14 protein-coding genes are annotated in these 11,859 nt (G+C 64.5%); 5 read left to right on the top strand and 9 right to left on the bottom strand.

The annotated features are described in order from the left end of the window. Positions 1-129: 129 nt before the first annotated feature. From pth to lgt, 7 genes are all read right to left on the bottom strand, one after another. Complete coding sequence (pth, locus tag K1X15_RS14380; protein WP_220304304.1) at positions 130-846, bottom strand: aminoacyl-tRNA hydrolase; 717 nt, start codon at positions 844-846, stop codon at positions 130-132. Between the two features lie 69 nt (positions 847-915). Beyond that, positions 916-1,536, bottom strand: a complete 621-nt coding sequence (locus tag K1X15_RS14375; protein WP_220304303.1) for a 50S ribosomal protein L25/general stress protein Ctc — start codon at positions 1,534-1,536, stop codon at positions 916-918. Between the two features lie 137 nt (positions 1,537-1,673). Continuing rightward, positions 1,674-2,036: a hypothetical protein gene (locus K1X15_RS14370; RefSeq protein ID WP_220304302.1), complete on the bottom strand. Its 363-nt coding sequence runs from the start codon at positions 2,034-2,036 to the stop codon at positions 1,674-1,676. A 260-nt stretch (positions 2,037-2,296) separates the two neighbouring features. Beyond that, positions 2,297-3,229, bottom strand: a complete 933-nt coding sequence (locus K1X15_RS14365; RefSeq protein ID WP_220304301.1) for a ribose-phosphate pyrophosphokinase — start codon at positions 3,227-3,229, stop codon at positions 2,297-2,299. Between the two features lie 117 nt (positions 3,230-3,346). Further along, positions 3,347-4,108, bottom strand: coding sequence for a peptidoglycan editing factor PgeF (gene pgeF, locus K1X15_RS14360; RefSeq protein ID WP_220304300.1), 762 nt, complete (start codon positions 4,106-4,108; stop codon positions 3,347-3,349). Beyond that, entirely contained in the window at positions 4,105-5,208 is a 1,104-nt protein-coding gene (locus K1X15_RS14355; RefSeq protein ID WP_220304299.1) for a class I SAM-dependent methyltransferase, read from the bottom strand. The genes pgeF and K1X15_RS14355 overlap by 4 nt, the downstream gene beginning before the upstream one ends. After that, positions 5,205-6,029, bottom strand: a complete 825-nt coding sequence (gene lgt, locus K1X15_RS14350) for a prolipoprotein diacylglyceryl transferase (RefSeq protein WP_240549500.1) — start codon at positions 6,027-6,029, stop codon at positions 5,205-5,207. The genes K1X15_RS14355 and lgt overlap by 4 nt, the downstream gene beginning before the upstream one ends. Before the next feature lie 258 nt (positions 6,030-6,287). On the opposite strand from lgt, the gene K1X15_RS14345 reads away from it, so the two are divergent. From K1X15_RS14345 to proC, 5 genes are all read left to right on the top strand, one after another. Continuing rightward, positions 6,288-8,057, top strand: coding sequence for a hypothetical protein (locus K1X15_RS14345; protein WP_220304297.1), 1,770 nt, complete (start codon positions 6,288-6,290; stop codon positions 8,055-8,057). Between the two features lie 90 nt (positions 8,058-8,147). Beyond that, entirely contained in the window at positions 8,148-8,399 is a 252-nt protein-coding gene (locus K1X15_RS14340; protein ID WP_220304296.1) for an accessory factor UbiK family protein, read from the top strand. A 23-nt stretch (positions 8,400-8,422) separates the two neighbouring features. Further along, positions 8,423-9,148 (top strand): metallophosphoesterase family protein, encoded by a 726-nt coding sequence (locus K1X15_RS14335; RefSeq protein ID WP_220304295.1) that lies wholly within the window; start codon positions 8,423-8,425, stop codon positions 9,146-9,148. A 261-nt stretch (positions 9,149-9,409) separates the two neighbouring features. After that, entirely contained in the window at positions 9,410-9,910 is a 501-nt protein-coding gene (locus K1X15_RS14330; protein WP_220304294.1) for a type III secretion system chaperone family protein, read from the top strand. Between the two features lies 1 nt (position 9,911). Continuing rightward, a complete protein-coding gene (proC, locus tag K1X15_RS14325; RefSeq protein ID WP_220304293.1) occupies positions 9,912-10,736 on the top strand; it encodes a pyrroline-5-carboxylate reductase in 825 nt (274 codons plus the stop codon). Positions 10,737-10,751: 15 nt separating this feature from the next. On the opposite strand, the gene K1X15_RS14320 is transcribed toward proC, so the two are convergent. Then, positions 10,752-11,273 (bottom strand): hypothetical protein, encoded by a 522-nt coding sequence (locus K1X15_RS14320; RefSeq protein ID WP_220304292.1) that lies wholly within the window; start codon positions 11,271-11,273, stop codon positions 10,752-10,754. 67 nt (positions 11,274-11,340) lie between these two features. Continuing rightward, the gene (locus K1X15_RS14315; RefSeq protein ID WP_240549499.1) at positions 11,341-11,829 is read right to left on the bottom strand and encodes a MarR family winged helix-turn-helix transcriptional regulator; all 489 of its coding nucleotides are present in this window, start codon (positions 11,827-11,829) and stop codon (positions 11,341-11,343) included. Positions 11,830-11,859: the final 30 nt, after the last annotated feature.

Genomic DNA, 11,859 nt, shown 5'->3' with positions numbered 1-11,859 from the left:
GAACTGCCCTCGGGCTTGGCCCGGGGGCGGCACATGGGGCCTGCTCTGCTACCGCATTGACTGGGCTCCTTTGGCCGCTCGCGCCGGCACGCGAGCGAGGACGTGGAGCGGCGGGCGACCGCGTAAGGCCTAGTCGCCTTTTTTCCCGAACAGCTTGCCGAGCATGTCGGCCATGGGGCCGGTTTTCGGTATGTCTGCCTGGGGCTTTGAGGGGCGGGCCTGGCGAATGTGGCTTTGGCCCTTGGGGGCAGGCGCAGTCTTGTCGGCCTTTGCCGGCTCCTCGCCCTTCACGGCCAGGGCGAGCTTGTTCATGAAGCCGCTGTCGTCGCCCTTGAGCAGGAGCGGCGCCTGGCGGGCAATCTCGCCAAGCAGCGGATCGAGCCAGGCCTTGTCGGCCTTGGCGAAATCACCCAGCACGTGATGGGTGACGAATTCCTTGCCCGGATGGCCGATGCCAAGGCGCACGCGCTTGTAGTCGAGGCCGATCTGCGGGTCGATTGAGCGCAAGCCGTTGTGGCCGCCATTGCCGCCACCGACCTTGACGCGCACCTTGCCGGGGGCCAGGTCGAGTTCATCGTAGAAGACGATGATGTCGGCGTTGGCGAGCTTGTAGAAGCGGGCCACCTGCTGGACGCTGTCGCCGGACTTGTTCATGAAGGTCTGCGGCTTCAGCAGCAGCACCCGTTCGCCGCCCACCGAACCTTCGGCCAGAAGCCCGGCATGCTTGGACTTCCAGGTGGAAATGCCATGGGCCGCGGCGATGGCGTCCACGGCCATGAAGCCGATATTGTGGCGATTGCCTTCATATTGGGCGCCGGGATTGCCCAGACCAACAAGCAGTTTCATGGTTCGGACCTCAGCAAATGAATGAGGCGGCCATTGGCCGCCTCACACGTTCTGTCGCTGAAGCGAGGATTATTCCTCGCTGGCAGCTTCTTCGGTCTCGCCGGCAGCGTCGGCGGACTTCAGGCCCGACGGCGCCACGAGGGTGGCGATGGTGAAGTCGCGATCGGTAATCGCGGGCTTGACGCCCTTGGGCAGGGTCACGGCCGAGATGTGCAGCGAGTCGCCGATTTCCGAACCGGTCAGGTCGACGGTGACGGCCTCGGGAATCGCGTTGGCCGGGACGATCAGTTCCACGGTGTGGCGCACAACGTTGAGGGTGCCGCCGCGCTTGAGGCCGGGGCTCTTCTCTTCGTTGATGAATTCCACATGCACATCGACATGCAGCGTGGCGTTGCCCGACACGCGCAGGAAGTCGATGTGGATCGGCTGATCCATGACGACGTCGAGCTGGTAATCGCGCGGGATCACCTTGTGGACGGTGCCATCGACGTCGAGGTCGAGGATGTGCGACTTGAAGCCACCGGCATAGATGAACTTCAGCGCGTCCTTATAGGCCACGGAAACGGTGACGGGGGGCTTCTTGTCACCATAGATAACAGCGGGAACACGTCCCTGACGACGCACTTCGCGAGCGGCCCCCTTGCCCACTCCGTCACGCGCCTGTGCCTTGAGCACTTTGGTCTCAGCCATGGAATTTTTCCATTTGGTTGGTGTATGGCGTTATCACAACGACATACGCGCCCGTCCTCCAGGGGTGACGAGCGCTTCATGGCGCTGGGCTATAGAGGAAAGCCGGGCGCCCGGCAAGGCAAAGCTGATCCTTTGCCCTATTCCGGTATCGTTGGCATGGGCAGGCATTGCAGGATCTCGACCCCGGTGCCGGGAAAGATGGTGAAATGCGGGTGGTTCCGGAACATCTGCGCCGCCTCGTCATGGGTGGCAGCCTCGACGATGACATAGGCGGTGATGGCATTGCGGGTGGGCGAGACGCCCTCGGGGGACGCCAGCAGCGTCTTGCCCAGAGGCGCCCCCATGTCCACGATCACATGGCTGTGGCGCTCAACCCAATCGCCCCATTCCTTCATGGCGCGTTGGGAACGCTCGGCTTTTTCCATATCGGAAAGACGCTCCCAGGCCTGCTGGACCTCGGAATCGCCGGACCCCATGTACAAGGCGAGAAAACGTGGCATTTGGGCCTCCCGTGCTGGATCGCGGGCAGGATAGCGCAGGCTGGCCATTCCAGCATAGCGGGGTCGTCCTTCGCGCCTGAAATCGCTCCGCTCTAGTGGCGCGATTTTGCCGCGATGCTCGCCACTCGACCATAGGTCTCGTGGCCCTCGCGCCTGAAATTGCTCCGCTCCAGTGGCGCCTTCGTGCCATTCGAGCATAGCTCTCATGGCCTAGCCTGCTAAAATCGCTCCACCGGAGCGATTTTGCCTTCGGCCGCAGTCTAGTCAAAAAGGCTGGAGACGCTTTGCTCGCTGGCGGTGCGGGCGATGGCCTCGCCGATCAGGGCCGCGATGGACATGCGGCGGATATTGGCGGCGGCCTTGGTGGCCTCGGTCTCAAGGATGGAATCGGTGACCACCAGTTCCTTGAGCTTGGAGGCGGCGATGCGCTCGGCGGCACCTTCGGAGAGGACGCCATGGGTGATGTAGGCGGACACTTCCTTGGCCCCGGCCTTGAGCAGGGCTTCGGCGGCGTTGACCAGGGTGCCGCCGGAGTCGACGATGTCGTCGATCATGATGCAGGTCTGGCCTTCGACATCGCCGATGATGTTCATGACCTCGCTGACACCGGCACGCGGGCGCCGCTTGTCGACAATGGCGAGGCTGGCACCGATACGGCTGGCAACATTGCGGGCGCGGACCACGCCGCCGACGTCGGGCGACACGATCATGACGTTCTTGACGTCGTAATTGTCCTTGATGTCGCGCACCATGACGGGGGCGGCGGTCAGATTGTCGGTGGGGATGTCGAAGAAGCCCTGGATCTGGGCGGCGTGCAGGTCGAGCGTCAGCACGCGGTTGGCACCGGCCTCGGTGATGAGATTGGAGACGAGCTTGGCCGAGATGGGCGTGCGAGGTGCCGATTTGCGATCCTGCCGCGCATAGCCGAAATAGGGCAGCACGGCGGTGATGCGGCGGGCCGAGGAGCGGCGCAGCGCATCGGCGATGATCAGCAGCTCCATCAGATTGTCGTTGGCCGGGTAGCTGGTGGACTGGAGGATGAACACATCCTCGCCGCGGACGTTCTCATGCACCTCGACATAGACTTCCTTGTCGGCGAAGCGCTTGACCGTGCAGTCGGTGAGGGGAAGTTCGAGATAGCTGGCGACGGCCTGAGCCAGAGGGCGGTTGGAATTGCCGGTCACCAGCTTCATGGGCGCGATCCTGTCTCAACCGGTCCCTCGGGGGCGGGACCTTCCAGTTTCGCGGGCAGCTTTAGCGGGTCAGTTTCGGACTCGCAACGACACTTTGGGCTAAGCGGTAAATAAACCTCATGTCATTCCGATGACGGCGATCTGCCGGCCTGTGCTGGTGCCCCGGTGGGTGGCATAGCGATGCGAGAAGTAGCGCTCGGGCGCGGCATAGGTGCAGGCGCCAAGGTTCTCGAGGGACCCGATTCCGGCCGCGGCAAGCTGTTCCACCACGAAACCGGGCAGGTCGAAATGCGGCCGGCCGCCCTCGGGCGTCTGGAAATGATGGGCGCCGGAGGGGTGCAAGGCCAGGAAATCGGCGCGGAATGTCTCGCCAACTTCGTAATTGGGGACGGAAATGGTAGGGCCGATGGCGGCGCGGATGCGCGCGGGAGCGGCCCCCAGGGCAACCATGGCCGCGATGGTGTTGCCGATGATGCCCTCGGCGGCGCCGCGCCAGCCGGCATGGGCGGCACCAACGACGCGCGCTTCGGGGTCGGCGAAGAGGATGGGCGTGCAATCGGCGGTGAGGATCGCGAGGGCCAGTCCGCGCGTGGCGGTGACCATGGCGTCGGCGTCGAGCGAGGACGGCGCGATCGGGCCGGCAAGGGTTTCGACGCGGGTCGAGTGTGTCTGCCTCAGAATCATCAGCGGACCGAGGCCCATGGTGCCGGCGATGATGTCGCGATTGGCGGCGACAGACGCGGGGTCATCACCCACCGCAAGGGAGACGTTGAGGCCGGCAAAGTCGCCTGCGGACACACCACCGGCGCGGCCGAAAAATCCGTGACGGATGCCGGGCAGGCCTGCAAGATTGCCGGCGGTTTCGAAGGGCGCACTCACGCGGTGAACCCCGCGGGGGCAAGGCCGGGGCTATGGGCGCAGAACACCTTGAACAGGGTGCCCATCTGGTCCTGCCCGACAAGACGATCATGGGCGGTGCGGATATCGGCGGCCGCGGCGGGATTGGCCCGGGTGAGGGCGGCCGCGCGCTCGCCGATGCCCAGGCGGGTCAAAAACTGGCCCTGGGTGGCCAGCGGCTGGGTGGCGAGACCGGCGGCTCGCGCGACATTGCCCAGGGCGCCGAAATCGACATGGGCGGAAATATCGGTTTCGCCGGGCGCTTCGAGCACATCGGCATAGGCATGGCGGCGCACGCCCTGCAGGGTGTCGCCGGTTTGCGTGGTGCCATAGCCATAGTCGATGGCCAGAAGGCTGCCACCTTGCTTGGCAATGGCCTTTGCGAGGCGAGTCAGCACCTCGGCGCCGGCGAAGGAGACCTCCAGCATGGTGTCAATTTCGGCATTGGCGACAGCTTCGGGCATGGCGGAGGCCGGGATGGGCGTGGGCGAGAGGCCGAAGGCGCGCTTGCCGTCCACAAGGCCCACCTGCCGCTCGTGCCAACCATCGATCTTGCGGATGAACTGGCGGATGGGCAGGGCATCGAAGAATTCATTGGCGATGACCAGCACCGGGCCATTCTCGAAGCTCTCGAAATCCTGGAGCCATCTGGGCTCATAGACCTCCAGCCGGGCCTGTTGCTCGGCCATGAGCGGGGGGCTGGTTTCGAAGAGGCGGAGTTTCAGCGCGTCGCGAAATCCGGGGGCGCGGCAGGCGACGCGCAGGATATCGGCCATCAGCGTGCCGCGGCCGGGGCCGAGTTCGAGCAGGGTGAAGCTTTTGGGTTCGCTCATCTGCTGCCAGAGATTGACCAGCCAGAAGCCGATCAGCTCGCCGAACATCTGCGAAATTTCCGGCGCGGTGATGAAGTCGCCGCTGGCGCCCAGAGGATCGGCCGCGCGGTAATAGCCCTTGGAGGGATGGGTGAGGCAGAGACCCATATAGGTGGCCACCGAGATCGGGCCAGAGGTGACGATCTGCAGGTCGATCTGCTGTTCCAGCGTCAGGCTGTCGAGCTTGGGTTCGGCGGGCTTTTCAATCATGGACGCAACGGGTTTTCGCGGCGGGTGGCCGCATAGGTGACGAGGATGAGACCGGCGACGAGAATGGGCAGGCTCAGCAGCTGGCCCATGGTCAGCCAGCCACCATAGAGATAGCCCAGCTGCACATCGGGTAGGCGCACGAATTCCACCGCGATGCGCGAGAGCGCATAGCCGATGGCGAAGATGCCGGCGACCAGGCCCGGCTTGCGCAGCGCGTAGAATATGTGGGTGGCCACGCGGATGATGAGGAAGAGCAGCAGGCCCTCGAGCGCGGCTTCGTAGAGCTGGCTGGGGTGGCGGGCGACCTGCAGCGGGTCTGTGGGGAAGACGACGCCCCAGGGCATTGTGGTGGGCGCGCCATAAAGCTCGGCATTGATGAAATTGGCGATGCGGCCGAGGAATATGCCGATGGTGGCGACGGCGGCGATGAGGTCGAGGCTGGAAAGCCAGTTGCCGCCCCTGGATCGGGTGAAGAGGATCGCCGCCAGCATCAGGCCAAGCATGCCGCCATGATAGGACATGCCGCCATCGAGCGTGTTGATGATCTGGCCCGGATACTCGAGATAGTAGGGCAGGTTGTAGAACAGCACATAGCCGGTGCGCCCTCCAATGACGATGGCGAGCATGGCCCAGAAGGCGAAGTCCCAAATGTCCTTGGCGGGGAAGGGCGGCGAGCCGCGATGCCAGAGCCGCTGATTGGCCAGGAGCAGATAACCATAGCCGGCGCCGAGAATGACCCCGAAGAGATAGGCCAGCGCATACCAGCGGATGGCAATGGGGCCGATGGCAAAGGCGATGGGGTCGATATTGGGGAAGGGCAAGACGTGTCTCTCCTTGGCCTCAACCGGGCCGGAACTGCCCGGGTGTCGGCACCATGTCTGCCGTAACCCGATGCCGTTGACCATTCAAGCGTAGCGCTCATGCCCCCGGCGCAAAGATTTCGCGATCGGGTGTGTCATGACCCAGGATCCGATGCTCCCGGAAAGTGCCGGGTGGGCAATTTATCGCCGGGTTTCAATTCAGCTTAACGCGCGTTTCCTATCATTGGGTTCAAGCCTATCGAAACGCGGGGAAGGCAGATGAACCGGATTGCCTGGAACTGGCCCCAGATCGTCTTGGTCTGGGCGGTGCTGGCATTTGCGCTCAGCCTTCCCACCCTCAAGACCGGGGTGCCTCCTGGTGTCACCGGCGACGATGCCATGCGACTGGTCGAAGCGATCGATCTGTTCAACGGCCAGTCCTGGTTCGACACCACCCAATATCGCGACAATGCGCCGTTCGGTGCGCCGATGCACTGGTCGAGGCTGATCGATGCCCCACTGGTCGCGCTGATGGCGCTGGCGAGGCCGTTTGCGCATGACATGGCGCCTTATTGGGCGGCGTTCGCCTGGCCGTTACTGGTTTTGCTGGTTGTTGTTGCCCTGGTATCGAAGCTGGCCGAGATCGTGGCCGGACCGGCTGCGCGCCTGCCCGCCCTGGTGCTTCTGACGATGACGCTGGCCGTCTATACCGAGTTCATCCCCGGACGGGTCGACCACCACAATGTCCAGATCGCCCTCACGCTGGGGATGATCATAGCCAGCCTTCTGGGGCGCAGCAGCGTGGGGTGGGCCCTTGGAGCTGGGGCATTGGCGGCCACGGGCGTGGCTATCGGGACTGAAATCCTGCCCTCGGTTGCTGCTGTGCTGATCTGCTTTGCGCTATATTGGGCGGTTGATCCGCGGCGGAACAAGGCGCATTTGCTGGCTGTTGCGGCGAGCTTCTCCCTGGGCTTGTGCCTACACCTGATGGCCAGCAAGTCTCCCTGGGGCTGGCTGGAGCCGGCCTGTGACGCCCTTTCGATCACCTATGTGGTGGCCGGCGCCGGATTTGGAGTGGCGGCCCTGGTGGCCACGCTGATGATGCCACTTCTCCGTCACCCGGCCGCTCGGGTCGTGGCGCTGAGTGCGCTGGCGGCAGCGCTCGTGCTGGCCTTGGTCTGGTTGTTCCCCGAGTGCCGGTATGGCCCCTATGGAAACCTCGACCCCGATGTGGCCAAAATCCTCATGCCCGATATCGGCGAGGCGCAGCCGCTGTGGGCCTGGGCTGACGGCCTGCGGCCACAGACCGCCCTGTTGATCACGCCCTTCCTCGGCATGGCTACGCTATTTTTGGTGCCGCTGCTGGTTCCGGCGGAGCAGAGGTGGCGATGGCTTGTTCTGGGCGGTTTCTCCCTGGCCCTGTTCGCGGTGTTTTGCCTGCAGATCCGAGGATTCCGCCTGCTCAGCATCGCGCTATTGCCAGGCCCGGCATGGATTGTCGTGCATGCCCAGGCATGGTTCCGCCAGCGCCGAACCCTACGATCAGCGGTCTCAGTCGTCCTCGCCGTCGTGGCATTCATGGGCCCGGCGCATTGGGCCTTCTTCAGCCTGGCCTATGCCGCATCCGGGCCTGCACAGTCCAGTTCGGTCACGGATCACTGGAATGCGTGCCTCGAGCGCTCGGCGTTCGCGCCGCTGGCTGCACTGCCTCGCGGGCATTTGATGTCCTTTCTGCTGATCGGTCCACAGCTCCTGCTTGAGACCCCGCATACCGTGGTCTCTTCTGGCTATCACCGCAATGAAGCGGGCCTGCGGGACATGGTGCGGTTCTTCCGTGACGGAGAGGCCGAAGCCCGTTCGGTCGTGGAAGAGAGGGACATAGACTATCTCGTGTTCTGTCGCGGCATCCCGCCCAGCCAGGCCCTGGCCGGCCTGCCGGATTTCGATGGTTTGTCCTGGCCCTGGCTGGTGCAGTTGAGCCCGCCCGAGGCACCAATCCAGATCTATGCCGTCAAGCGCGATCAGAGCGCCCCAAAGCTGCCGTCCTGAGCCCGATGCCCTTTGGCCGCACTGGTCAAGCGGGAGCCCTTCGCCTACATATCGAAGCAACTGGACGAAACGTATGAAATGGATGAGGCCATGAACCAGAACAACCGGATTTTTGACGGGCTGGGCCGGGTGATGAACGAGGCGGCCGGGGTGGCCGATGGGGTGCGGCGCGAGGTGGAGACAGTCGTCAAGTCCCAGGCGCAGCGGATCGTCAACGACATGGATCTGGTCAAGCGCGAGGATTTCGACGCGCTGCGCGAACTGGTGCAGGTGCAGGGCGAGGAAATCGAGGCGCTGCGCAAGGAACTGGCGGCGCTGCGCGGCGACAAGCCGGCGGCCTGACGTCGTCATGAAGGCCTGACGCCTTGCGGATCGCGGTCCTCTCCGACGTTCACGGCAATGTGCCGGCGCTCGACGCCGTGCTGGACGACATATCGCGCCAGGGCGTCGAGGCGGTGGTATGCCTTGGCGACCATGTCAGTGGGCCGATCGACCCGGCCGGGGCGGCCGAGCGGATCATGGCGCTGGGGGCGACGTGCATTCGCGGCAATCATGATCGCTGGGTGCTGGAGGCGGACACCCGCACAGACCCCTGGTCGTCCGACCGCTTCGCGCGCGAACGGCTCGGCGCGGCGCAGCTCGAGTGGCTGGGCAGCCTGCCGGCGACGGCAGCGCTTGGCACGGCGGTGTTCCTGTGCCACGGCACGCCGGGGGACGACGAGGCCGCATGGCTCGACAATTTCTACGATGGCCGCACCACGACCCTGCCCTCGGAGGCGGAGGTGGCGCGCGAGGCGGTGGGAATTGCCCACAAGGTCATCCTTTGCGGGCACACCCATATCGCCCGGACGCTGCGCCTCAGCGACGGCCGGCTGATCCTCAATCCCGGCTCGGTGGGGATGCAATTGGTGCGCGGCACCCCGGATGCGCATTATGCCATCATCGAGCGGCGGCTGGGCCAGTGGCGGACGGCACTGATCGGCGTGCCCTATGACACCGAGGCGGCGGCCCGCTTGGCCGAGGACAATGGCTTCCCCCAATGGGGCGAAGCGATCCGCTATGGCTGGGCGGGGCCGGAGAGCCTGGGCTAGGGACCTCCCGAGAGGTGGAAAAGCCTCAATTCGGCACAGGCGTTAAGGCTCCGTTAACCATAAGCTCGCGATCATCATCCACAAGGAAATGACGTTCTCCCTTTCCCTCGCGTCCCCTGAATCAGAGACGCGGTGTAGGGTTCGATCCGGAGGACGATTCGACGGCTGCAGTTGCGGCGATTGTGTTCCTCCAGCGTATCCAGAGATTGGTGGCCCAAGGCCGCACCAACGACCAACGCCTTTTGAGGACGGACTTTTTGCATGTCCCTGATTGAATATGAGCCCGACCGCGTGTCCCATCCGGTGGACCTTGTCGAGCACATCGCATCGATCAACGACTGGACTTTCGAGCGGCAGGATGCCGACGAGATTTCCATTTCCGTCCGTGGCGGGTGGAGCGACTATCACGTGTCGTTCAACTGGATGGAGGATCTGGAAAGCCTGCACATCGCCTGTGCGTTCGACCTCAAGGTACCCGACGGGCGCCGGGCCGAGATCAAGCAGCTGATCAGCCTGATCAACGAGCAGCTCTGGATCGGCCATTTCGACATCTGGAACAAGGAAGGCGTGGTCCTGTTCCGCAATTCGCACCTGCTCACGGGTGGGGCCGATGTTTCGCCGCAACAATGCGAGGCCCTGTTGCGTTCTGCTACCGATAGTTGCGATCTCTACTATCAGGCATTCCAGTTCGTGGTGTGGGCCGGCAAGTCGGCCGCCGACGCACTGAGCCATGTGATGTTCGAGACGGTAGGCGAAGCTTGATATGACTGCAAATCTGAGGACTGTCGGACCCGTCATGCTGGTGGGCGCCGGCAAGATGGGCATGGCGCTAGCGCGCGGCTGGCTCGATGCCGGCCTGGCACCGACCAATCTGGTGCTGGTCGATCCGGCGCCGGGCGAGGCGGCGAAGGACCTGGCCGAGGATTATGGCCTCACCATTCATGCCGAGGCGGTTGGGCTGACCCCCAATGTGCTGGTGCTGGCGGTCAAGCCGCAGATTATCGGCGATGTGATGGAAGGGCTGAAACAGGCCGTTGGTCCGCAGACGCTCGTGCTGTCCATTGCGGCCGGGATTTCGATTGCGACCCTGTCGGCGGGGCTGGAGACCGGGCGTGTGGTGCGCACCATGCCCAATACGCCTGCACAGATCGGCAAGGGTGTTACCGGCGCTGTCGCTGGTCCCGGGGTCGATGCTGATGATCGCGCGGTGGCCGATGCGCTGCTGGCGGCGGCGGGGCAGGTGTCCTGGTTCGATGCTGAAAGCGATCTCGATGCGGTGACGGCGGTCTCCGGCTCAGGCCCGGCCTACGTCTTCAACCTCGTTGAAGCGCTGGCCGCTGCGGGCGTTGCACAAGGTCTGTCGGACCATGTGGCGATGCAGCTGGCACGGCAGACGGTGATCGGCGCGGCGGCTCTGATGGAGGCCGATCCGGCCCCGGCCAGCGTGCTCCGGCAGAACGTGACCTCGCCCAATGGCACCACGGCGGCTGCGCTTTCGGTGCTGATGGCCGATGACGGCCTCGCGCCGCTGATGGCGCGGGCGGTGGATGCCGCACGCCAGCGCAGCGAGGAACTGGGTCGCGCCTGATCGGGAGGGATGGGATCAGCGCGGGGTCCGGCGCCGGTCCACATGCTCGAGCAGTATGTCGCGGACAGAGCGGATCCAGTCGCGGGTTTCCGGATCGTCGGTGGCGGCGGCTTCGGCGCCGTCGAGCGCGACATGGGCTGACATCAGGTCGGCATCATCGCCTGCCAGGCGGTGCCGCTCGAAATAGGCCAGCGCCAGATTGGTGCTGGTGACCGCTGCATTGCCCGCGCCCTCGCCAGACTGATAGCCCGTCCGGGCATTTCCGAGCAGTTCGATGGCCTGTTCGAGTTGCTGGTGCACCTCCGCCCCGCCCGGGTCGATGCGCGCAGCATGCAACAGCAGGGCGCCGAAATTGGCCTGCGCCTCCGTGCGGGCGGCGGGCAGGGCGTCGAGTATGGGTTCGCTCAACACCTGGCGGTAGTGGGCCGCGGCGGCGGCGAGCCGGTCTGCCTTGATGTGCCGTTCGGCCAGGGCAAGCAGGTCCAAAACCTGTTGCTGGTCCAGTCTTTTGGGGTGCGGCACGGCCATGGCTGTCACGATTCAATCTGCCCAGATTGCGGTCTCGGGTGATGGTCGTTCAGTGTTCGGGCACCGGGTGTCCGGGTTAGAGTTTAGCAGTCAGGTTGAGCCGGTCCAGCACCGGCCGATCGGCTGGGTCAACCATGCCGACCAGGAACTGGCGGACGATGCGGGCGGCTTCGGGCGGCATGGCCTCGATGGCCCCGTCGATGCGGCTGGCCTGGGTCGCCGAGAGCTGGGCGAAGAACTGCCGGCCCTTGTCGGTGGCATGCAAAAGGCGCTGGCGGCGGTCGGCATGGCCGGTGCGCTGCTCGATATAGCCATTGTCGATGAGCTGGCGCAGCACCCGGGCCAGGCTCTGTTTGGTGATCTTGAGAATATCGAGCAGGTCCGCCACCGGCATGCCGGGACGCAGATTGACGAAATAGAGGACCCGGTGATGGGCGCGGCCGAACCCTTGCCGCTCCAGCAGCGCGTCGGCGTCGCCGGTGAAGTCGCGATAGGCGAAAAAGAACAGGCCCATGATGTCGAGCGGAAGGCTTGTCGATCCTGCCAGAGAATTTATGTCAGCCATGTTGACATTTTTTTTGTCCGCTGGCATGGT

Source organism: Devosia salina (assembly GCF_019504385.1).
GTDB classification, from domain to species: Bacteria; Pseudomonadota; Alphaproteobacteria; order Rhizobiales; family Devosiaceae; genus Devosia; species Devosia salina.
Note: the sequence above shows the minus strand (reverse complement) of the source record. Positions and strands in the feature narration are given on the sequence as shown.

Bases quoted from the DNA above. Each gene is read 5' to 3' on its own strand.
- pth (WP_220304304.1), bottom strand. From the start codon at position 846: ATGAAACTGCTTGTTGGTCTGGGCAATCCCGGCGCCCAATATGAAGGC.
- K1X15_RS14375 (WP_220304303.1), bottom strand. From the start codon at position 1,536: ATGGCTGAGACCAAAGTGCTCAAGGCACAGGCGCGTGACGGAGTGGGC.
- K1X15_RS14370 (WP_220304302.1), bottom strand. From the start codon at position 2,036: ATGCCACGTTTTCTCGCCTTGTACATGGGGTCCGGCGATTCCGAGGTC.
- K1X15_RS14365 (WP_220304301.1), bottom strand. From the start codon at position 3,229: ATGAAGCTGGTGACCGGCAATTCCAACCGCCCTCTGGCTCAGGCCGTC.
- K1X15_RS14355 (WP_220304299.1), bottom strand. From the start codon at position 5,208: ATGATTGAAAAGCCCGCCGAACCCAAGCTCGACAGCCTGACGCTGGAA.
- K1X15_RS14345 (WP_220304297.1), top strand. From the start codon at position 6,288: ATGAACCGGATTGCCTGGAACTGGCCCCAGATCGTCTTGGTCTGGGCG.
- K1X15_RS14340 (WP_220304296.1), top strand. From the start codon at position 8,148: ATGAACCAGAACAACCGGATTTTTGACGGGCTGGGCCGGGTGATGAAC.
- K1X15_RS14330 (WP_220304294.1), top strand. From the start codon at position 9,410: ATGTCCCTGATTGAATATGAGCCCGACCGCGTGTCCCATCCGGTGGAC.
- proC (WP_220304293.1), top strand. From the start codon at position 9,912: ATGACTGCAAATCTGAGGACTGTCGGACCCGTCATGCTGGTGGGCGCC.
- K1X15_RS14315 (WP_240549499.1), bottom strand. From the start codon at position 11,829: ATGGCTGACATAAATTCTCTGGCAGGATCGACAAGCCTTCCGCTCGAC.